Raw genomic sequence first — 19,127 nt, 5'->3', positions numbered from 1 at the left:
TTGGCTGCCAAGAAAAAACCTGCACCCAAGCGTGGCGCCAGCCGTTACCAAGCTCCTGCAAAGCAACCGATCCCGGGCTGGCTGTGGATGGCCATCGGCCTGACGGTCGGCGCGTTTATTGTGTTCCTGATGAAACTGGAACCGGGCAAGGGCAGCGAGAGCGTCAAGCGCGAGAAGATCGAGCAGCAGAAAGCCACCAAGATCGCCGAGGCCAACAAGACCCCGCCGAGCCCGACGCAACCGGTGAAGCCGAAGTACGACTTCTACACGTTGCTGCCGGAATCGGAAGTCATCGTGCCGCCGGATGCCGTGCCGGAGAAAACCCTGCCGACGCCACAAGTGCCGGCCATTCCGACGACGCCGGTTACGCCAGAGCAAGCGGCGAAGATCGATACCGCGCGCGCTCAGGCAGCACTGGCCGGGATTACTCCGCCACCTGCGCCACCGGTGTCCAAAGCGGCGCCAGTGACCAAGTTCTTCCTGCAGGCCGGTTCGTTCCGCAAGGAAGCTGACGCGGACAAGGTTCGGGCGCAGATCATCTTGCTCGGTCAGGCTGTGGCGGTTGAATCCGGCACCGTGAAAGACGAAACCTGGTATCGGGTATTGGTCGGACCGTTCAGCAACCGCGAGCAACTGACCACCGCCCAGAAACAACTGGCCGGCGCAGGGTTCAGCAACCTGTTGTTACAACAACGCCAAAGCCGATAAAGAACATGGCCTCACCGATTGTGTTGGGGCAGATGCCGCGGGCGGCCTGAAACATCGGGCTGCCCCATTCGCGAGCAAGCCCGCTCCCACACTGGATCTGTGTTGTTTGTAGGTTTGATGGCAAACGCAGAATCAATGTGGGAGCGGGCTTGCTCGCGAATGACGGCAGCACCCGCAACCCACCTCTTGCTGTCACCCCACCATTCGTCCCCTCTCCCTTCCTACAGTTGAAATACGCTCCACCACCCCCATATGAGTTGGCATAAGGCATTTTCGCCCCGCTGCGTGGAGACTCTCCCTTGACCACCATCGTTTCAGTTCGCCGCCACGGCAAAGTCGTCATGGGCGGCGACGGCCAGGTTTCTCTCGGCAATACCGTGATGAAAGGCAACGCGAAGAAAGTTCGCCGCCTGTACCACGGCCAGGTGATCGCCGGCTTTGCCGGGGCCACCGCTGACGCCTTCACCCTCTTCGAGCGTTTCGAAGGCCAGCTTGAGAAACATCAGGGCCACCTGGTTCGCGCCGCTGTCGAACTCGCCAAAGAATGGCGCACTGACCGCTCCCTCAGCCGCCTCGAGGCCATGCTCGCGGTCGCGAACAAAGACGCCTCTCTGATCATCACCGGCAACGGCGACGTGGTCGAACCTGAAGAAGGTCTGATCGCCATGGGTTCCGGCGGCGGCTACGCCCAGGCCGCCGCCAGCGCGCTGCTGAAGAAAACCGATCTGTCGGCCCGGGAAATCGTCGAAACCGCCCTCGGCATCGCCGGCGACATCTGTGTATTCACCAACCACACCTTCACCATTGAGGAGCAGGACCTCGCTGAGTAAGTCTGTTTTGGCCACCACGCCACGGCTCACTTTTACCTGAGGACCGCCAATTACTATGTCCATGACTCCCCGTGAAATCGTCCACGAACTCAATCGCCATATCATCGGCCAGGACGATGCCAAGCGCGCCGTCGCCATCGCGCTGCGTAACCGCTGGCGCCGGATGCAGCTGCCTGAAGAGCTGCGCGTTGAAGTCACGCCAAAAAACATCCTGATGATCGGCCCGACCGGTGTCGGTAAAACCGAGATCGCTCGTCGCCTGGCCAAACTGGCCAACGCACCGTTCATCAAGGTCGAAGCGACCAAGTTCACCGAAGTCGGCTATGTCGGCCGCGACGTTGAATCGATCATTCGTGACCTGGCCGACGCAGCGATCAAGCTGCTGCGCGAACAGGAAATGACCAAGGTTCGCCACCGCGCCGAAGACGCCGCCGAAGAACGCATCCTCGACGCCCTGCTGCCCCCGGCACGCATGGGCTTCAGCAACGACGACGCCGCACCGTCGGCCGACTCCAACACCCGTCAGCTGTTCCGCAAGCGCCTGCGCGAAGGTCAGCTGGATGACAAAGAGATCGAAATCGAAGTCGCCGAAGTGACCGGTGTCGATATCTCCGCGCCACCGGGCATGGAAGAGATGACCAACCAGCTGCAGAGCCTGTTCGCCAACATGGGCAAGGGCAAACGCAAGAGCCGCAAAATCAAGGTCAAGGAAGCACTGAAACTGGTGCGTGACGAAGAAGCCGGCCGCCTGGTCAACGAAGAAGAGTTGAAGGCCAAGGCGCTGGAAGCGGTCGAGCAGCACGGCATCGTGTTCATCGACGAAATCGACAAGGTCGCCAAGCGCGGCAACACCGGTGGTGTCGACGTGTCCCGTGAGGGCGTACAGCGCGACTTGCTGCCGCTGATCGAAGGCTGCACCGTCAACACCAAATTGGGCATGGTCAAGACCGACCACATCCTGTTCATCGCGTCCGGTGCGTTCCACCTGAGCAAGCCGAGCGATCTGGTGCCTGAGCTGCAAGGTCGCCTACCGATTCGTGTCGAACTCAAGGCGCTGACGCCTGAAGATTTCGAACGCATTCTCAGCGAGCCGCACGCGTCGCTCACCGAGCAGTATTGTGCCTTGCTGAAAACCGAAGGCCTGGTGATCGAGTTCCAGCCGGACGGCATCAAGCGCATTGCCGAGATCGCCTGGCAGGTCAACGAGAAAACCGAGAACATCGGTGCCCGTCGCCTGCACACACTGCTTGAGCGTCTGCTTGAAGAGGTGTCGTTCAGCGCCGGTGATCTGGCCAGCGCCCACGACGACAAGGCGATCCTGATCGACGCCGATTACGTCAATAGCCACCTCGGCGAATTGGCGCAGAACGAAGACCTGTCCCGTTATATCCTGTAAGCCATACTTACAAGTGAGCGCGGACCTGTGGGAGCGGGCTTGCTCGCGAAAGCGGTCTGACATTCAACATTGATGTTGAATGTTATGACCCCTTCGCGAGCAAGCCCGCTCCCACATTTGAACCGAGCTCGCCCACACAAATGGATTGCCGGTCATGACCCAACTCCCCACCGATATCAAACTGCACAAAGCCTCGAAAACCCTGTCGCTGAAATACGCGTCCGGCGAGGAACATCACCTGCCCGCCGAGTTCCTGCGCGTGCACTCTCCTTCCGCCGAGGTCCAGGGCCACGGCAAACCTATCCTGCAATTTGGCAAGATCGGCGTAGGCCTGACCAAGGTAGAACCGGCCGGTCAGTACGCACTGAAATTGACCTTCGACGACGGCCACGACAGCGGCCTGTTCACCTGGGAATATCTGTACCAGCTGGGCGTGCGCCAAGAGGATCTGTGGAACGATTATCTTGCCGAACTCAAAGCCGCCGGAAAGACCCGCGATCCGAACGAATCCATCGTCAAGCTGATGCTCTAAATCAGGCCTTTCGCTCATTAGAGGGCATTTTCTAATTCCATCTGTTTGAATGCTCCGCTTCCGGGCCGACGATTGGCCTGCTTGCGAAAAAAATTAAACTCGGGTAACCAATGGAGCTGGCAAGGTACCTGCAGTGCTCTCTGAACTAAAAAGCAGCGATGCAGAATTAACGGTCACCCGAGCAGTAGTACCTGGCATTGGCTGTGGACTGCACAGCTGGACCCAGGTACTCGTCTCAGGACAATGGAGCGTCGTAGATGAGTAACAAGAATAACGATGACTTGAAGTATCAGGCCTCGGAAAACACCTTGGGGCTGAATCCTGTCGTTGGGCTGCGTGGAAAGGATCTACTGGCTTCTGCTCGAATGGTGCTAAGGCAGGCCATCCGACAACCGATTCACAGCGCCAGGCATGTCGCCCATTTCGGTCTTGAACTGAAGAACGTGTTGTTCGGCAAGTCCGAGCTTCTACCGACAAGCGATGACCGTCGCTTCGCCGATCCGGCCTGGAGCCAGAACCCGCTCTACAAACGTTACTTGCAGACTTACCTGGCGTGGCGCAAGGAACTCCACGACTGGATCGGCGACAGCAACCTCTCGCCCAAGGACGTCGCTCGCGGGCATTTCGTGATCAACCTCATGACCGAAGCCATGGCCCCGACCAACAGTGCGGCCAACCCGGCGGCGGTCAAACGCTTCTTCGAAACCGGCGGCAAAAGCCTGCTCGACGGCCTGTCCCATCTGGCCAAGGACCTGGTGCACAACGGCGGTATGCCGAGCCAGGTCAACATGGGCGCGTTCGAGGTCGGCAAGAGCCTTGGCGTCACCGAAGGCGCGGTGGTGTTTCGCAATGACGTGCTGGAATTGATCCACTATCGGCCGACTACCGAGCAGGTGCATGAGCGCCCACTGTTGGTGGTGCCACCGCAGATCAACAAGTTCTATGTTTTCGACCTGAGCCCGGACAAGAGCCTGGCGCGCTTCTGCCTGCGCAACAATCTGCAGACCTTCATCGTCAGCTGGCGCAACCCGACCAAGGAGCAGCGCGAGTGGGGTCTGTCGACCTATATCGAAGCGCTCAAGGAAGCGGTCGACGTGGTCACCGCGATCACCGGCAGCAAAGACATCAACATGCTCGGCGCCTGCTCTGGCGGCATCACCTGCACTGCCCTGCTGGGCCACTACGCCGCGATCGGCGAGAACAAGGTCAACGCCCTGACGCTGCTGGTCAGTGTGCTGGACACCACCCTGGACAGCGACGTGGCACTGTTCGTCGACGAGCAAACCCTCGAATCCGCCAAGCGCCACTCTTATCAGGCCGGCGTCCTGGAAGGCCGTGACATGGCGAAAGTTTTCGCCTGGATGCGCCCCAACGACCTGATCTGGAACTACTGGGTCAACAACTACCTGCTGGGCAACGAGCCGCCGGTGTTCGACATCCTGTTCTGGAACAACGACACCACACGGTTGCCCGCAGCGTTCCACGGCGACCTGATCGAGTTGTTCAAAACCAACCCTTTAATCCGTCCTGATGCACTGGAAGTGTGCGGCACACCGATCAATCTGAAGCAGGTCACTGCCGACATCTTCTCCCTGGCCGGCACCAACGACCACATCACCCCGTGGAAGTCCTGCTACAAGTCGGCGCAACTGTTCGGTGGCAAGGTTGAATTCGTGCTGTCCAGCAGCGGGCATATCCAGAGCATTCTGAACCCGCCGGGCAATCCGAAATCGCGCTACATGACCAGCACAGAGATGCCGGTCAAGGCTGAGGAGTGGCAAGAGAACTCCACCAAGCACACCGATTCCTGGTGGCTGCACTGGCAGGCATGGCAAGCCGAGCGTTCGGGCAAGCTGAAGAAGTCTCCGGGCAGTTTGGGCAACAAGGCTTATCCGGCGGGCGAAGCTGCACCGGGCACCTATGTGCATGAGCGATAACTGACACACCTCGCCCTCCTGTGGGAGCGGGCTTGCTCGCGAAAGCGATTGATCATTCAACAGTGATGTCTACTGACATGACGCATTCGCGAGCAAGCCCGCTCCCACAGGGGATCGGGGGTGAAATTGAGACAGTGACCCACAGGGCCTGAAGCATGCCGCAACCGTTCATATTTCGTACCGTCGACCTGGATGGCCAGACCCTCCGCACGGCGGTACGCCCCGGCAAGCCTCACTTGACGCCCTTGCTGATTTTCAACGGCATCGGCGCCAACCTGGAGCTGGTGTTTCCGTTCGTCGCGGCGCTGGATCCCGACCTGGAAGTCATCGCCTTCGACGTCCCTGGTGTCGGCGGTTCGTCGACGCCAAGGCGACCCTATCGCTTTCCAGGCCTGGCGAAACTCACGGCGCGGATGCTCGACTATCTCGACTACGGGCAAGTCAATGTGATTGGCGTGTCGTGGGGTGGTGCCCTGGCCCAGCAGTTCGCTTACGACTATCCCGAGCGCTGCAAGAAACTCGTTCTGGCGGCCACGGCGGCTGGCACGGTGATGGTGCCGGGCAAGCCGAGAGTCCTGTGGATGATGGCCAGTCCACGACGCTACATCCAGCCGTCTCACGTGATTCGCATCGCGCCGATGATCTATGGCGGTGCGTTCCGTCGCGATCCAACCCTCGCCGCCAGCCATGCCGCCAAGGTCCGCTCGGCAGGCAAACTCGGTTACTACTGGCAGCTGTTCGCCGGCCTCGGCTGGACCAGCATTCACTGGCTGCACAAGATCCACCAGCCAACCTTGGTACTGGCCGGTGACGACGATCCACTGATTCCGTTGGTCAACATGCGGTTACTGGCCTGGCGGATTCCCAACGCCCAGTTGCACATCATCGATGACGGGCATCTGTTTTTGATTACCCGGGCCGAAGCAGTAGCACCGATCATCATGAAGTTTCTCGAGGAAGAACGTCAGCGTGCCGTGATGCATCCGCATCCGGCGCCATTGGGCGGCTAATCGGCCCTGGCTTTTGTTACAAAAAGGGGTCGGGAAGACGCAGCGCCGCGCAACATTCCGCAACAGCGTCTATGGTGTTCTGGTTCGGTGTATCTGTATTTGGCCTGAAGACGAAGGAGTGTTGATTCATGCGCGAAAAACCAGCGAGGGAATTTTTGCCCACTCCCGCCGCGTTCATCAACGCACAGAGTGCGATTACCGGCCTGCGTGGTCGGGATCTGTTTTCCACCCTGCGCAGCGTTGCCGCACATGGTTTGCGCAACCCGGTGCACACCGCCCGACACGCCTTGAAGCTGGGCGGTCAACTGGGCCGCGTACTGCTGGGCGAAACCCTGCACCCGACCAATCCGCAGGACAACCGCTTTGCCGACCCGGCGTGGAGCCTCAACCCTTTTTATCGCCGCAGTTTGCAGGCCTACCTGAGCTGGCAGAAGCAGGTCAAACACTGGATCGACGACAGCAACATGACCCCGGACGATCGCGCCCGGGCCCACTTTGCGTTCGCCTTGCTCAACGACGCCATGGCACCGTCCAACAGCCTGCTTAATCCGCTGGCGATCAAGGAGATCTTCAACTCCGGCGGCAACAGCCTGGTGCGAGGCATCAGCCACCTGGTCGACGACTTCCTGCACAACGACGGTCTGCCCAGACAAGTCACCAAGCAAGCTTTCGAGGTCGGCAAAACGGTCGCCACCACTACGGGCTCCGTGGTGTTTCGCAATGAGCTGCTGGAGTTGATCCAGTACAAGCCCATGAGCGAAAAGCAGTATTCCAAACCGCTGCTGGTGGTGCCGCCACAGATCAACAAGTACTACATTTTCGACCTGAGCCCGCACAACAGCTTCGTCCAGTTCGCCCTGAAGAACGGTTTGCAGACCTTCATGATCAGTTGGCGCAATCCGGATGTACGTCATCGCGAATGGGGGCTGTCGACGTACGTTGAAGCCGTGGAAGAAGCGATGAATGTGTGCCGGGCGATCACCGGCGCTCGCGAAGTCAATCTGATGGGCGCCTGCGCTGGCGGGCTGACCATCGCCGCCCTGCAAGGTCACTTACAGGCCAAGCGACAACTTCGGCGGGTTTCCAGCGCGACCTATCTCGTGAGCCTGCTCGACAGTCAGATGGACTCGCCTGCGACCCTCTTCGCCGACGAACAGACGCTTGAAGCAGCCAAGCGTCGCTCCTATCAGAAAGGCGTGCTGGATGGTCGCGACATGGCCAAGATCTTCGCCTGGATGCGCCCCAACGATTTGATCTGGAACTATTTCGTTAACAACTACCTGTTGGGCAAGGAGCCGCCGGCGTTCGACATCCTTTACTGGAACAACGACAACACACGTTTGCCGGCAGCCCTCCATGGCGACTTGCTGGACTTCTTCAAACACAACCCGCTGAGTCATCCGGGAGGTCTGGAGGTGTGCGGCACGCCGATCGACTTGCAGAAAGTCAACGTCGACAGCTTCAGCGTCGCGGGCATCAATGACCACATCACCCCGTGGGATGCGGTGTATCGCTCGACCCTGCTGCTGGGTGGCGAGCGACGCTTCGTGTTGTCCAACAGCGGCCATGTACAGAGCATTCTCAACCCACCATCAAACCCGAAAGCCAACTTCGTCGAGAGCACGAAGCTGAGCGGTGACCCACGGGCCTGGTATTACGACGCCAAGCAAGTCGACGGCAGTTGGTGGACTCAGTGGCTGGGCTGGATTCAAGAACGTTCAGGCGCGCTAAAAGAAACCCACATGGCGCTCGGCAACCAGAACTATCCACCGATGGAGGCAGCACCCGGTACTTACGTGCGTGTGCGCTGACGTTCAACGAACCATTAAGAAGACTGGATGAAAACCCGCGACCGGATTCTCGAATGTGCTTTGCAGTTGTTCAATCAGAAGGGCGAGCCGAACGTCTCCACCATGGAAGTTGCCAACGAAATGGGCATCAGCCCGGGCAACCTCTACTACCACTTCCATGGCAAGGAACCGTTGATTCTCGGACTGTTCGAGCGCTTCCAGGCCGAACTGGCGCCCCTGCTCGATCCGCCGGCCGATGTGGAACTTGCACCAGAAGATTACTGGCTGTTCCTGCACCTGATCGTTGAGCGCCTGGCCCATTACCGGTTTCTGTTCCAGGACCTGTCGAACCTCGCCGGGCGCTTGCCGAAACTGGCCAAGGGCATACGCAACCTGCTCAACGCGTTGAAGCGCACGCTGGCTTCGTTGCTCGCACGATTGAAGGCTCAGGGGCAATTGGTCAGCGATACCCAGGCGTTGGGGCAGCTGGTGGAACAGATCACCATGACGCTGCTGTTCTCGCTGGACTATCAGCGGATCCTTGATCGCGAGGGTGAGGTGAGATTGGTGGTGTACCAGATCATGATGCTGGTGGCGCCGCATTTGTTGCCGCCGATCAAGGTGGCGACGGAGCAACTGGCCCTTCAATACCTCGAAGAACACGAATAACCCCTGTGGGAGCGGGCTTGCTCGCGAAAGCGGTTTATTATTCAAAAATGATGTCGACTGACCCACCGCTTTCGCGAGCAAGCCCGCTCCCACAGTGGATCTGCGGTGTTCATTAATCTATGCATAAAAAAACGCCCGACCTTTGCAGGCCGGGCGTTTTCTTGAGCCCTGAAAATCAGGACTGACTGGTTGGCGTCGAAGGAGCTGGCGCGACAGTCGGGGTTACAGCAGGGGTCGGCGCAGTAGCGGAGTTCGATGCGCTGACCGGGGCCGGGGTTGCCGGTTTGGCGGCAGCCACTGCTGGTTTTGGTGCAGCCGCTTTCGGAGCTGCCGGCTTTTTCACCGCTGGTTTCTTCGCTGCGGCAGGTTTGGCCGCTGGCTTGGTAGCGGGTTTGGCCGCTGCAGTTTTGGCAGCCGGTTTAGCGGCTGGTTTTGCTGCTGCTTTGGCCGCTGGCTTGGCTGCTGCAGGTTTCGCTGCGGCAGTTTTGGCAGCCGGTTTAGCGGCAGATTTAGCCAGCGGTTTGGCAGCCGACTTCGCCGCAGGTTTGGCCGCTGCGGTTTTCGCCGCAACAGGCGCCACCTTGGCACCGGTGAGTCTTTCGATTTGCTTGGTCAGGGTATCGACCTTGCTGTGCAGCGCTTTGACTTCATTGCGGCTCGGTACACCCAGGCGCGAAATGGCGCTATTCAGACGCTTGTCGAAAGCCCCTTCCAGCTCATCCCACTTGCCCAGTGCGCGATCTTTCACGCCGCTGATGCGCGACTTGGCCGACGAAGCAGAGTCCTTGGCAGCATCGACTTTCTTGCCGACAGCGCTCTTGGTGAGCTTCTCGGCTTTCTCGCCGTCTTTAACCAATGTATCGAAGAGTTTGCTGCCGTCAGTGTCGATCTTCGAGTACACGCCTAGACCAGCCAGCCAGATTTTGCGGGAGTAGTCTTCGACTTTCCCGATCCACGAGCTGCCTTCTTTTTCAGTATTCTTTTTGCCAGCCATCCCGTTCTCCTTAAGATTTACGCGCGACGCGTTCGAGCAATGCCGTCAGCTCATCGAGCTTGGCAGAGAGTGTCTCAACGTCATGTTTAGACGGAATGCCGATACGATTCAAGGTACTTGCGACACGCGAGTCAAAAGCCTTCTCGACCTTGTCGAGTTGAAGTTCGACTTTACCTTTGAAAGTAGTGACTTCACTCTTGGCTTCATCGATCTCGGCATTGGCCGCTTCAAGTTTCTCGGCAACTACTTTTTTGCCTTGCTTTTCAACAACTTGACCAGCCTTGATCAACTCTTGAAAGTACTCGCTGCCCTCTTGGCCGACCTTAGTGTAGGCACCCAGGCCTGCCAGCCAGATCTTGCGGGCATAAGATTTAACGTCGCTCAGAGCAGTCGTCGAAGCGTCGATTTTTTTCTTCAAAATAACTTTGGCCATGGTGCACCTCACGCGCAGAAGGTTTGAGGAACTGCCCGCGAAAGAGTCGGGCTCAGGCACAAAGTAGTGAGAATAATTAGAAACGGCACCCTAACAACTGACATGAATCGGTGGTGCCTTTTGGAAAAGATCGCAGCCTCGTTTCACTCGACAGTTCCTACACCGTCGCCCCTGTAGGAGCTGTCGAGTGAAACGAGGCTGCGATCTTTTCGGCATCACGCCAACGCTTTATCGAGGGCCTTTTCGATTTCCGATTTGATGGTGCCGCTCATGGCCGACATCAACAGGCCAAGTTCGACATCGACCTTGATCGAATCCTCGCCCACATACACCGCGCCTTTCACACCGGAACGCTTGAGGTTCAGGGTGTCGCCGGACCATTGCGGCTCCAGGCCATATTGCTCGGACAGTTTCTGCGCCAACTTGTCGGCCTTCTCGCGGGCCGCTTCCTTACCCAGGCCGTGGGAACGCTCAACACTAATACGGGCCATCGAATGACTCCTGCTTTATGAATACTTTCCTGAAGCATCTTGACCGCTACTGCGGCAAAACGTCCCGGTGGTTACCTATCTTACCTGCAGCCTTGCCAAGACAAAGCAGGCCACCGGGATTAGAATGTCCCGCATTCTCTTTTGGTGACAGCGATATGACTGATCAGCGCAAAGGCAGCGATGCCGAACCCACCACTCACTTCGGCTTCAAAAACGTTCCGGAAAGCCAGAAAGCGGAAAAAGTCGCTGAGGTTTTCCACTCGGTAGCCGCCAAGTACGACTTGATGAACGACCTCCTGTCGGGCGGCATGCACCGTCTATGGAAGCGTTTCGCGATCGAGCTGTCGGGCGTTCGCACCGGTAACCGCGTGCTGGACATCGCCGGCGGTACCGGCGACCTGACCAAAAAGTTCTCGCACCTCGTTGGCCCGACCGGCCAGGTCGTGTTGGCCGACATCAACGAATCCATGCTCAAGGTCGGTCGTGACCGCCTGCTGGATCTGGGTGTGGCCGGCAACGTCGAATTCGTTCAGGCCGATGCTGAAAAGCTGCCGTTCCCGGACAACCATTTCGACTGCGTGACCATCGCTTTCGGCCTGCGCAACGTTACGCATAAAGAAGACGCCCTGCGTTCGATGCTGCGCGTGCTGAAACCGGGCGGCCGTTTGCTGGTGCTGGAGTTCTCCAAGCCAACCAACGCGCTGATGTCCAAAGCCTACGACGCCTACTCGTTCGCCTTCATGCCGCTAATGGGCAAGCTGATCACCAACGACTCGGAAAGCTATCGTTACCTGGCCGAATCGATCCGCATGCACCCGAATCAGGAAACCCTGAAGTCGATGATGGTCGAGGCCGGTTTCGACCGCGTGACCTACCACAACATGACCGCAGGCATCGTCGCCCTGCACCGTGGCATCAAACCCTGATGTTGCTGGCCGGCCTGCTCGCCAGCGTTGAACTCGGTCTGAACCGGGTGCTGCGTCTCGACAGCACGGCGCTGCCGCGGCTGGCGCATTTGAGTGGCAAGGTGATTGCGGTCGATTGCCGCAGCCCGGCGCTGCAAGTGTTCATCCTGCCCAGCGACGAAGGCTTGATGCTGGCCTCCCACTGGGAAACCGGCGCCGACTGCACCTTGCGTGCACCGGCCTCCAGCCTGCTGAAACTGGCAATGAGCAAGGACAAGACTTCGGTCCTGCATGCTCCTGAAGTCGAACTCGACGGCGACAGCGGCGTGCTGCTGGAGCTGGCAGCGATCCTTCAGGACCTTGAACTGGACTGGGAGTACGAACTCTCGCGCTGGCTGGGACCTGTCGCCACGCAACTGCTCGGCGGTCACCTGCGTAGCCGCGCACGCTTTTATCAGCAAGGGTTCGCCAGCCTGAATCAGAACCTTGGCGAGTACCTGGCCGAAGAATCGCGCACCCTCGTCGGTCAGCGCGAAGCCGAAGCCCGTTTCAGTGAACTGGACCAGATCAAACTCGACCTGGAACGTCTCGAGGCGCGTTTTGAGCGCCTTTCCCGATCCCTCGACCCAAGCGATAACGCATGAAGCTGCTTGCCGTCCGCCGTTTGTTGCGCATCCAGCGCGTTGTGATTCGCTACCGCCTCGATGACCTGTTGTTCACCCTGCCACTGCCGTGGTTTCTGCTGGCGCTGCGCTACGCCTTGCCGTGGCGCTGGTTCCCGCGCAAGACGCTGGACCTGAGCCGTGGCGCGCGATTGCGCTTGGCGTTGCAGGACTTGGGACCGATTTTCATCAAGTTCGGGCAAATCCTGTCCACCCGCCGCGACTTGCTGCCGGAAGACATCGCCGATGAGCTGATGAAGCTGCAGGACCGCGTGCCGCCGTTCGACTCGCAAGTGTCGGTGAAGTTGATCGAAGAACAACTCGGCAAGAAAATCAGTGAAGTCTTCAGCCGTTTCGACGTCGAGCCGCTGGCTTCCGCCTCGGTGGCGCAGGTGCATGCCGCGCAGTTGAAAACCGGCGAAGAAGTGGTGGTCAAGGTCATCCGCCCGGGCCTCAAACCAATCATCGCGCAGGATCTGGCGTGGCTGTTCATCCTCGCCCGCGCCGCCGAAAAGCTTTCGGCCGACGCGCGCCTGCTGCACCCGGTGGACGTGGTCCTGGACTACGAAAAAACCATCTACGACGAACTCGACCTGCTGCGGGAGGCGGCCAACGCCAGCCAGTTGAAGCGCAACTTCGAAGGCTCGCCGCTGCTGTACGTGCCGCAAGTCTATTGGGACTGGTGCCGGCCGAAAGTGCTGGTGATGGAGCGCATCTACGGCATTCAGGTCACCGACCTGACAACCTTGGCCGACCAGCGCACCGACATGAAAATGCTCGCCGAACGTGGCGTCGAGATCTTCTTCACCCAGGTGTTCCGCGACAGCTTCTTCCACGCCGACATGCACCCCGGCAACATCTTCGTCAGCACCGTGAACCCGTGGAGCCCGCAGTACATTGCGATCGACTGCGGCATCGTCGGCAGCCTGACCCCGGAAGACCAGGACTACCTGGCGCGCAACCTGTTCGCGTTCTTCAAGCGTGACTACCGTCGTGTGGCGCAATTGCACATCGATTCGGGCTGGGTGCCGGCGGAAACCAAACTCAACGAATTCGAGGCGGCGATCCGCACCGTGTGCGAGCCGATCTTCGAAAAACCGTTAAAAGATATTTCTTTCGGCCAGGTGCTGATGCGCCTGTTCCAGACCGCCCGGCGCTTCAACATGGAAGTGCAGCCGCAGCTCGTATTGCTGCAAAAAACCCTGCTGAACATCGAAGGCCTGGGTCGTCAGCTGTACCCGGACCTCGATTTGTGGAACACCGCCCAGCCGTTCCTCGAACGCTGGATGCGTGAGCGCGTCAGCCCCAAAGCCTTGCTCGGCAACGTGCAGAGCCAGTTCGAGCAGTTGCCGCACCTGGCCAACATGGCCCGCGACCTGCTCGAGCGCATATCCCAGCCTCACGCCTACGACCCGCCACCACCGTGGCACCGCCGCAAGGACGATTGGCTGCTGCGACTGCTCGGCTGTGCGCACCTGGCCGGCGGCACAATACTCGCTGCCGGTGGGCCGCTGAACGAACTGGGTCATTGGCCGGCCGGCATCATGGTGGCGGTTGGTTTGTATCTGGTCGTTCGCCGATAGCCAGCGCCCCCGCACGCTGGCACACTGTTTCAACGCTTGGTTCTACTAATGAAGTGTGGAACCCGCTGTCGGAGTCGAAGATGAAAAACTGGCTGGACGAGATCAAGTGGGACGCCGATGGCCTTGTGCCGGCGATTGCCCAGGATCACAAGACTGGGCGCGTCCTGATGATGGCCTGGATGAACCGTGAAGCGCTGGAACTGACCGTTGCCGAGAACCGCGCCATTTACTGGTCACGTTCCCGCGGCAAGCTGTGGCGCAAGGGCGAAGAGTCCGGCCATGTGCAAACCCTGCATGAGATGCGTCTGGACTGTGACGCCGACGTCATCATCCTGATGGTCGAGCAGATCGGCGACATCGCTTGCCATACCGGCCGTCAGAGCTGCTTCTACCGCGTCTTCGAGAACGGCGACTGGAAAACCGTCGACCCGGTCCTGAAAGATCCGCACGCCATCTATAGCGCAGGACACACCCATGAGTGACACTCTGACCCGTCTGGCCCAAGTGCTGGAAGAGCGCAAAGGCGCCGCCGCCGACAGCTCGTATGTCGCCAGCCTGTACCACAAGGGCCTGAACAAGATTCTGGAAAAAGTCGGCGAAGAGTCGGTCGAAACCATCATTGCCGCCAAGGATGCCGCCATCAGCGGTGACTGCAGCGATGTGATCTACGAAACCGCCGATTTGTGGTTCCACAGCATGGTCATGCTCGCCCAACTGGGGCAGCATCCACAGGCTGTACTCGATGAACTGGACCGTCGTTTCGGTCTGTCCGGACACGCCGAGAAAGCCTCGCGCCCGTCCGCCTGAACAACTATTAGAGAGGAGCAGCAACATGGGCATTTTTGACTGGAAACACTGGATCGTCATCCTGGTTGTTGTCGTGCTGGTGTTCGGCACCAAGAAACTGAAAAACCTGGGCACTGACGTGGGTGAGTCGATCAAGGGCTTCAAAAAAGCCATGAACGATGAAGACAAGCCAGCTGACCCGACGGTAACCCCGGCCCAACCGGTTCCACCCGTTCAGCCACAGACCACACAGTCTGTGAACCAGCCGCACACCATCGATGTGCAGGCGCAAAAAGTCGAAGAGCCGATCCGCAAAGACGTGTGAGCACTGACTAATGTTTGGTATCAGCTTCTCTGAACTGCTGCTCGTCGGCCTCGTGGCCCTGCTGGTGCTGGGCCCTGAGCGTCTGCCGGGTGCTGCGCGCACCGCCGGCCTGTGGGTCGGCCGTCTGAAGCGCAGCTTCAACGCGATCAAACAGGAAGTTGAACGTGAAATCGGTGCCGACGAGATTCGTCGGCAGCTGCACAACGAGCACATTCTGTCGCTGGAACAGGAGGCGCGGAAGATTTTCACGCCGACTCAGCAGGAGGCTACACCGGTTCAGCCGGTTGAACCGGTGGCGGAGCAGACGATTCATGCTCCAGTCGCCGAGCCAGCACCTGTGGTAGCGGCTGTCGAATCCGCGCCCGTTGTTGCAGTGCCCCCGGTTGAACCCGTTACGCCTGCGGCTGCGCCTGTTGCGCCGACCCCACATGACCCAACATTGCCGCCGCGAGCCCCATGAGCGATCTCCCTGAAAACGACCAGCACATGCCGCTGGTTTCGCACCTCACCGAGTTGCGTACCCGTCTGCTGCGTTGTGTAGCGGCGATCTTCATCATCTTCGCCGGGTTGTTTGCCTTTACCCAGCAGATCTACACCTTCGTCTCCACGCCGCTGCGCGCGTACCTGCCGGCCGGCGCGACGATGATCGCCACCGACGTGTCGTCGCCGTTCCTGACGCCGCTGAAGCTGACCATGATGGTCTCGCTGTTCCTGGCGATCCCGGTGATCCTGCATCAGATCTGGGGCTTCATCGCACCGGGCCTGTACAAGCATGAGAAGCGCATCGCGGTGCCATTGTTGATGTCCAGCATCGTGCTGTTCTACACCGGCATGGCGTTCGCCTATTACCTGGTGTTCCCGTTGATCTTCAAGTTCTTCGCCGCCGCCACCCCGGCCGGCGTGGAAATGATGACTGACATCACCAGCTACCTCGACTTCGTCATGACGCTGTTCTTCGCCTTCGGCGTGGCGTTCGAAATCCCGGTGGCCGTGGTGCTGCTGGTGTGGATCGGCGTGGTCGACGTCAAATACCTGAAGAAAATCCGCCCGTACGTGGTCATCGGCTGCTTCGTGGTCGGCATGATCCTGACGCCACCGGACATCTTCTCGCAGACACTGTTGGCGGTACCGATGTGGCTGCTGTTTGAAATCGGCATCCTGTTCGGGAGCCTGATCAGCAAGCGCGGCGAGCACCCTGACGACCAACCGGCCGACGATCACAACGACCAGCCACCAGCGACTCAACCGTGAACCTGCTGCTGCTCGAAGAGGCCGACTTCATTGCGGCCGACCGGGCGATCCTGCGTGATCGCCGGTTGACGCACATGCAAGAAGTCCACCGCTCGGTTGTCGGCGACAGCCTGCGGGTCGGGCGTATCGGCGGGCTGATGGGCTCGGCCGAACTGCTGCGCCTGGACGCCGATGAAGCCGAATTGCGCGTCACCCTCGACCAGCCAGCACCCGCCAAGCTGCCACTGACCCTGATACTGGCCCTGCCACGCCCGAAAATGCTGCGTAGGGTGTTTCAGACCGTGGCGGCCATGGGTGTGCCACGAATCATTCTGGTGAACAGCTATCGCGTCGAGAAGAGCTTCTGGCAAACCCCGTTCCTGGAGCCCGAGGCGATTCGCGAGCAGTTGATCCTCGGCCTCGAACAGGCCCGGGACAGTGTGTTGCCGGAAATCGTCATTGAGAAACGCTTCAAGCCGTTCGTCGAAGACCGTCTGCCGGCAATCACCGAGGGCACCCTCGGCCTGGTCGGCCACCCCGGCCATTACCCGCCCTGCCCTCGTGGCCTGGCCGAACCGGTGACCCTGGCCATCGGCCCCGAAGGGGGCTGGATTCCTTACGAAATCGACCTGCTCGGCAAGGCCGGCCTGCAACCGGTACAGCTCGGCGACCGAATCCTGCGGGTCGAAACCGCCGTCACTGCGCTGCTCGCCCGCCTCTTCTGACACCGCACCACCCTGTGTAGGAGCTGCCGAAGGCTGCGATCTTTTGATCTTGATCTGTGCCGATCTCGCGGCTGCCAGGATCAAAAGATCGCAGCCTTCGGCAGCTCCTACAGATTCTCGTCATCCGGCCGATACAGTTCCCATAAAACCAATGAGTGGTCCTGGGGAGTAGCAGCATGTACCGATGGCTAGCCGAGAAACTGGGGAACGTCAGCGTCAATCGCAAACTGGGTGTCGGCTTCGGTCTGGTGCTGCTTCTTACCTTGTTGATCACCTTCACCGGCTGGACCGGCCTGAGCGGCGTGATGAGTCGCGGCGATAAGCTGGGGTTTATTGCCAGCCTCAATGACTTGACCAAAGACCTGCGCGTGGCCCGCCTGGAATACGAAATGCGTCGGGGCGAACAAGGCCCCGGTGCGGTCAACGACCTGCTTGGCCAACTCGATACCGGCCTGAAAACCGCGCGCACGTTGATCGAACAACCGGCCGACGTGGCCATGATCGACCAGCAACTGGCCGCTGTCAGTGAGTACAAACAAGCCTTCACCGCCATGACCCAGGCCGGTGCCACCCGCGAAGACGCCCGCGGCAAACTCGGCGCCACCGCCGACAACGCCGTGGCCCGTGTCGCCGAAGTCGAAAAATCCATGCTGCAAGGTGACAGCGTCGCCGATTTCAACAGCGTGATCGACCTGAGCAAACTGATCCAGCAAGCGCGCTTCCAGGTGCGCGGTTACACCTACAGCGGCAAAACCGAGGCCGAGCAACCGGCGCTGGACGCCATCGACAACGCGCTGAAAAACCTCGAAAGCCTGCCCTCCAAACTGCCGGAACAGCACATCGCCAACCTGCAGCAGGCCACTGACTCGCTCAAGGCCTATCGCGCCGCCGTCAGCCAGTTCCGTGACTCTCAGGTTGCCAGCGCTGCCGCGCTCAAACGCATGGCCGTACAAGGCGACATCCTGTTCGACGCCAGCAAAAAACTCACCGTGTCGCAAACCATCGTCCGTGACACCGATGCCGCGCACGCCAAAAACCTGTTGCTGCTGGCCACCGTCCTGGCGCTGGCCTTCGGCATGCTTGCCGCTTGGGCCATCACTCGCCAGATCGTGATTCCCCTGAGCCAGACCCTCAAAGTGGCGGAGCGCGTTGCTGCCGGCGACCTGACCCAAAACCTTATCTCTGAACGTCAGGACGAACTCGGCCAGCTACAGCGCGCCATGCAAAGCATGACCCTGGGCCTGCGCGAGTTGATTGGCGGCATCAGTGACGGCGTCACGCAAATCGCCAGTGCCGCCGAAGAGCTGTCGGCAGTCACCGAGCAGACCAGCGCCGGGGTCAACAGCCAGAAGGTCGAGACCGACCAGGTGGCCACCGCCATGAACGAAATGACCGCCACCGTTCAGGAAGTCGCGCGTAACGCCGAAGAAGCGTCCGAAGCCGCCGTCGCCGCCGACCAGCAGGCCCGCGAAGGTGACAAAGTGGTCGGCGAAGCCATCGCCCAGATCGAGCGTCTGGCCAAGGAAGTCGGCAACTCCACCGAAGCCATGGGTCATCTCAAACGCGAAAGCGACAAGATCGGCAGCGTGCTCGACGTGATCAAATCCGTGGCCCAGCAAACCAACCTGCTGGCGCTCAACGCCGCCATCGAGGCCGCCCGTGCCGGTGAAGCCGGACGTGGTTTTGCGGTGGTCGCCGACGAAGTCCGCAGCCTGGCCCAGCGCACCCAGAAGTCCACCGAAGAAATTGAAGAGCTGATCATCGGCCTGCAAACCGGCACCCAGCAAGTGGCGACCATCATGGACAACAGCCGCAGCCTGACCGACAGCAGCGTCGAACTGACCCGCCGCGCCGGTGGCTCGCTGGAAAGCATCACCCGCACCGTGTCGGCGATTCAGTCGATGAACCAGCAGATCGCCGCTGCTGCCGAACAGCAAAGCGCGGTGGCCGAAGAGATCAACCGTAGTGTGCTGAACGTGCGCGACGTGTCCGAGCAGACCTCGGCCGCCAGTGAAGAGACCGCGGCGTCCAGCGTTGAGCTGGCACGGTTGGGGACGCATCTGCAGATGCTGGTGGGACGGTTCAAGGTTTAAGGTGATACGAATGCCTCGGTTCGCTTGG

General features: G+C 59.8%; 21 protein-coding genes and 1 pseudogene. 19 read left to right on the top strand and 3 right to left on the bottom strand.

Annotated elements, in window-relative coordinates; translation table 11 throughout:
* The 8 genes from ACMXYH_RS02985 to ACMXYH_RS02950 all read left to right on the top strand — a co-directional run bounded on the left by ACMXYH_RS02985 (position 1) and on the right by ACMXYH_RS02950 (position 8,872).
* Positions 1-708 carry an SPOR domain-containing protein gene (locus tag ACMXYH_RS02985; RefSeq protein ID WP_415766249.1) on the top strand — a complete coding sequence of 236 codons (708 nt, stop codon included), beginning with the start codon at positions 1-3 and terminating at the stop codon, positions 706-708.
* A gap of 299 nt (positions 709-1,007) precedes the next feature.
* Entirely contained in the window at positions 1,008-1,538 is a 531-nt protein-coding gene (gene hslV, locus ACMXYH_RS02980; RefSeq protein ID WP_007899242.1) for an ATP-dependent protease subunit HslV, read from the top strand.
* Positions 1,539-1,593: 55 nt separating this feature from the next.
* Positions 1,594-2,934 (top strand): ATP-dependent protease ATPase subunit HslU, encoded by a 1,341-nt coding sequence (hslU, locus tag ACMXYH_RS02975; protein WP_056741167.1) that lies wholly within the window; start codon positions 1,594-1,596, stop codon positions 2,932-2,934.
* Positions 2,935-3,088: 154 nt separating this feature from the next.
* Positions 3,089-3,466 carry a gamma-butyrobetaine hydroxylase-like domain-containing protein gene (locus ACMXYH_RS02970; RefSeq protein WP_008149540.1) on the top strand — a complete coding sequence of 126 codons (378 nt, stop codon included), beginning with the start codon at positions 3,089-3,091 and terminating at the stop codon, positions 3,464-3,466.
* Between the two features lie 257 nt (positions 3,467-3,723).
* A complete protein-coding gene (phaC, locus tag ACMXYH_RS02965; RefSeq protein ID WP_415766247.1) occupies positions 3,724-5,403 on the top strand; it encodes a class II poly(R)-hydroxyalkanoic acid synthase in 1,680 nt (559 codons plus the stop codon).
* Positions 5,404-5,558: 155 nt separating this feature from the next.
* Complete coding sequence (phaZ, locus tag ACMXYH_RS02960; RefSeq protein ID WP_129439177.1) at positions 5,559-6,413, top strand: poly(3-hydroxyalkanoate) depolymerase; 855 nt, start codon at positions 5,559-5,561, stop codon at positions 6,411-6,413.
* A gap of 128 nt (positions 6,414-6,541) precedes the next feature.
* Complete coding sequence (phaC, locus tag ACMXYH_RS02955) at positions 6,542-8,224, top strand: class II poly(R)-hydroxyalkanoic acid synthase (RefSeq protein WP_129439179.1); 1,683 nt, start codon at positions 6,542-6,544, stop codon at positions 8,222-8,224.
* Positions 8,225-8,251: 27 nt separating this feature from the next.
* Positions 8,252-8,872, top strand: a complete 621-nt coding sequence (locus tag ACMXYH_RS02950; RefSeq protein WP_033055348.1) for a TetR/AcrR family transcriptional regulator — start codon at positions 8,252-8,254, stop codon at positions 8,870-8,872.
* 175 nt (positions 8,873-9,047) lie between these two features.
* Here the strand turns inward: ACMXYH_RS02950 and ACMXYH_RS02945 are convergent, their stop codons facing one another.
* The 3 genes from ACMXYH_RS02945 to ACMXYH_RS02935 form a co-directional block, all read right to left on the bottom strand.
* Positions 9,048-9,866, bottom strand: a complete 819-nt coding sequence (locus ACMXYH_RS02945) for a phasin family protein (RefSeq protein WP_415766246.1) — start codon at positions 9,864-9,866, stop codon at positions 9,048-9,050.
* A 10-nt stretch (positions 9,867-9,876) separates the two neighbouring features.
* Positions 9,877-10,299 (bottom strand): phasin family protein, encoded by a 423-nt coding sequence (locus ACMXYH_RS02940; protein ID WP_415766245.1) that lies wholly within the window; start codon positions 10,297-10,299, stop codon positions 9,877-9,879.
* A gap of 215 nt (positions 10,300-10,514) precedes the next feature.
* Positions 10,515-10,790: a polyhydroxyalkanoic acid system family protein gene (locus ACMXYH_RS02935; RefSeq protein ID WP_415766244.1), complete on the bottom strand. Its 276-nt coding sequence runs from the start codon at positions 10,788-10,790 to the stop codon at positions 10,515-10,517.
* Positions 10,791-10,945: 155 nt separating this feature from the next.
* On the opposite strand from ACMXYH_RS02935, the gene ubiE reads away from it, so the two are divergent.
* The 11 genes and pseudogenes from ubiE (at position 10,946) to ACMXYH_RS02880 (ending at position 19,099) form a co-directional block, all read left to right on the top strand.
* Positions 10,946-11,716, top strand: a complete 771-nt coding sequence (gene ubiE / locus ACMXYH_RS02930) for a bifunctional demethylmenaquinone methyltransferase/2-methoxy-6-polyprenyl-1,4-benzoquinol methylase UbiE (protein WP_007948968.1) — start codon at positions 10,946-10,948, stop codon at positions 11,714-11,716.
* Positions 11,716-12,339 carry a ubiquinone biosynthesis accessory factor UbiJ gene (locus tag ACMXYH_RS02925; protein ID WP_129439187.1) on the top strand — a complete coding sequence of 208 codons (624 nt, stop codon included), beginning with the start codon at positions 11,716-11,718 and terminating at the stop codon, positions 12,337-12,339. Before ubiE ends, ACMXYH_RS02925 begins: the two co-directional genes overlap by 1 nt.
* Positions 12,336-13,940 carry a ubiquinone biosynthesis regulatory protein kinase UbiB gene (gene ubiB / locus ACMXYH_RS02920; RefSeq protein ID WP_415766243.1) on the top strand — a complete coding sequence of 535 codons (1,605 nt, stop codon included), beginning with the start codon at positions 12,336-12,338 and terminating at the stop codon, positions 13,938-13,940. Before ACMXYH_RS02925 ends, ubiB begins: the two co-directional genes overlap by 4 nt.
* Positions 13,941-14,020: 80 nt before the next feature.
* Entirely contained in the window at positions 14,021-14,422 is a 402-nt protein-coding gene (gene hisI / locus ACMXYH_RS02915; protein WP_134419654.1) for a phosphoribosyl-AMP cyclohydrolase, read from the top strand.
* Positions 14,415-14,747: a phosphoribosyl-ATP diphosphatase gene (locus ACMXYH_RS02910; RefSeq protein ID WP_007899279.1), complete on the top strand. Its 333-nt coding sequence runs from the start codon at positions 14,415-14,417 to the stop codon at positions 14,745-14,747. The genes hisI and ACMXYH_RS02910 overlap by 8 nt, the downstream gene beginning before the upstream one ends.
* A 25-nt stretch (positions 14,748-14,772) precedes the next feature.
* Positions 14,773-15,051, top strand: coding sequence for a twin-arginine translocase TatA/TatE family subunit (locus tag ACMXYH_RS02905; RefSeq protein WP_129439192.1), 279 nt, complete (start codon positions 14,773-14,775; stop codon positions 15,049-15,051).
* Between the two features lie 10 nt (positions 15,052-15,061).
* Complete coding sequence (tatB, locus tag ACMXYH_RS02900; RefSeq protein ID WP_129439194.1) at positions 15,062-15,511, top strand: Sec-independent protein translocase protein TatB; 450 nt, start codon at positions 15,062-15,064, stop codon at positions 15,509-15,511.
* Positions 15,508-16,302 carry a twin-arginine translocase subunit TatC gene (tatC, locus tag ACMXYH_RS02895; protein WP_129439196.1) on the top strand — a complete coding sequence of 265 codons (795 nt, stop codon included), beginning with the start codon at positions 15,508-15,510 and terminating at the stop codon, positions 16,300-16,302. Before tatB ends, tatC begins: the two co-directional genes overlap by 4 nt.
* A complete protein-coding gene (locus tag ACMXYH_RS02890) occupies positions 16,299-17,006 on the top strand; it encodes a 16S rRNA (uracil(1498)-N(3))-methyltransferase (RefSeq protein WP_134419652.1) in 708 nt (235 codons plus the stop codon). Before tatC ends, ACMXYH_RS02890 begins: the two co-directional genes overlap by 4 nt.
* 176 nt (positions 17,007-17,182) lie before the next feature.
* Positions 17,183-18,241, top strand: a pseudogene (locus tag ACMXYH_RS02885) (methyl-accepting chemotaxis protein); the annotation flags it as partial.
* Positions 18,227-19,099 (top strand): methyl-accepting chemotaxis protein, encoded by an 873-nt coding sequence (locus ACMXYH_RS02880; protein WP_415767648.1) that lies wholly within the window; start codon positions 18,227-18,229, stop codon positions 19,097-19,099. The pseudogene ACMXYH_RS02885 and the gene ACMXYH_RS02880, both read left to right, overlap by 15 nt.
* The last annotated feature ends 28 nt before the right edge of the window (positions 19,100-19,127 follow it).

Origin of the sequence: Pseudomonas frigoris (genome assembly GCF_047758635.1) — a bacterium.
Taxonomy (GTDB): domain Bacteria; phylum Pseudomonadota; class Gammaproteobacteria; order Pseudomonadales; family Pseudomonadaceae; genus Aquipseudomonas; species Aquipseudomonas frigoris.
This window is presented reverse-complemented; position numbering and strand designations above follow the sequence as displayed.

What these genes read in the sequence shown, in the direction of transcription:
- hslU (WP_056741167.1), top strand. Translation starts at nt 1,594, where the DNA reads ATGTCCATGACTCCCCGTGAAATCGTCCACGAACTCAATCGCCATATC.
- ACMXYH_RS02970 (WP_008149540.1), top strand. Translation starts at nt 3,089, where the DNA reads ATGACCCAACTCCCCACCGATATCAAACTGCACAAAGCCTCGAAAACC.
- phaC (WP_415766247.1), top strand. Translation starts at nt 3,724, where the DNA reads ATGAGTAACAAGAATAACGATGACTTGAAGTATCAGGCCTCGGAAAAC.
- phaZ (WP_129439177.1), top strand. Translation starts at nt 5,559, where the DNA reads ATGCCGCAACCGTTCATATTTCGTACCGTCGACCTGGATGGCCAGACC.
- phaC (WP_129439179.1), top strand. Translation starts at nt 6,542, where the DNA reads ATGCGCGAAAAACCAGCGAGGGAATTTTTGCCCACTCCCGCCGCGTTC.
- ACMXYH_RS02950 (WP_033055348.1), top strand. Translation starts at nt 8,252, where the DNA reads ATGAAAACCCGCGACCGGATTCTCGAATGTGCTTTGCAGTTGTTCAAT.
- ACMXYH_RS02945 (WP_415766246.1), bottom strand. Translation starts at nt 9,866, where the DNA reads ATGGCTGGCAAAAAGAATACTGAAAAAGAAGGCAGCTCGTGGATCGGG.
- ACMXYH_RS02940 (WP_415766245.1), bottom strand. Translation starts at nt 10,299, where the DNA reads ATGGCCAAAGTTATTTTGAAGAAAAAAATCGACGCTTCGACGACTGCT.
- ACMXYH_RS02935 (WP_415766244.1), bottom strand. Translation starts at nt 10,790, where the DNA reads ATGGCCCGTATTAGTGTTGAGCGTTCCCACGGCCTGGGTAAGGAAGCG.
- ubiE (WP_007948968.1), top strand. Translation starts at nt 10,946, where the DNA reads ATGACTGATCAGCGCAAAGGCAGCGATGCCGAACCCACCACTCACTTC.
- ACMXYH_RS02925 (WP_129439187.1), top strand. Translation starts at nt 11,716, where the DNA reads ATGTTGCTGGCCGGCCTGCTCGCCAGCGTTGAACTCGGTCTGAACCGG.
- ubiB (WP_415766243.1), top strand. Translation starts at nt 12,336, where the DNA reads ATGAAGCTGCTTGCCGTCCGCCGTTTGTTGCGCATCCAGCGCGTTGTG.
- hisI (WP_134419654.1), top strand. Translation starts at nt 14,021, where the DNA reads ATGAAAAACTGGCTGGACGAGATCAAGTGGGACGCCGATGGCCTTGTG.
- ACMXYH_RS02910 (WP_007899279.1), top strand. Translation starts at nt 14,415, where the DNA reads ATGAGTGACACTCTGACCCGTCTGGCCCAAGTGCTGGAAGAGCGCAAA.
- ACMXYH_RS02905 (WP_129439192.1), top strand. Translation starts at nt 14,773, where the DNA reads ATGGGCATTTTTGACTGGAAACACTGGATCGTCATCCTGGTTGTTGTC.
- tatB (WP_129439194.1), top strand. Translation starts at nt 15,062, where the DNA reads ATGTTTGGTATCAGCTTCTCTGAACTGCTGCTCGTCGGCCTCGTGGCC.
- tatC (WP_129439196.1), top strand. Translation starts at nt 15,508, where the DNA reads ATGAGCGATCTCCCTGAAAACGACCAGCACATGCCGCTGGTTTCGCAC.
- ACMXYH_RS02880 (WP_415767648.1), top strand. Translation starts at nt 18,227, where the DNA reads ATGCAAAGCATGACCCTGGGCCTGCGCGAGTTGATTGGCGGCATCAGT.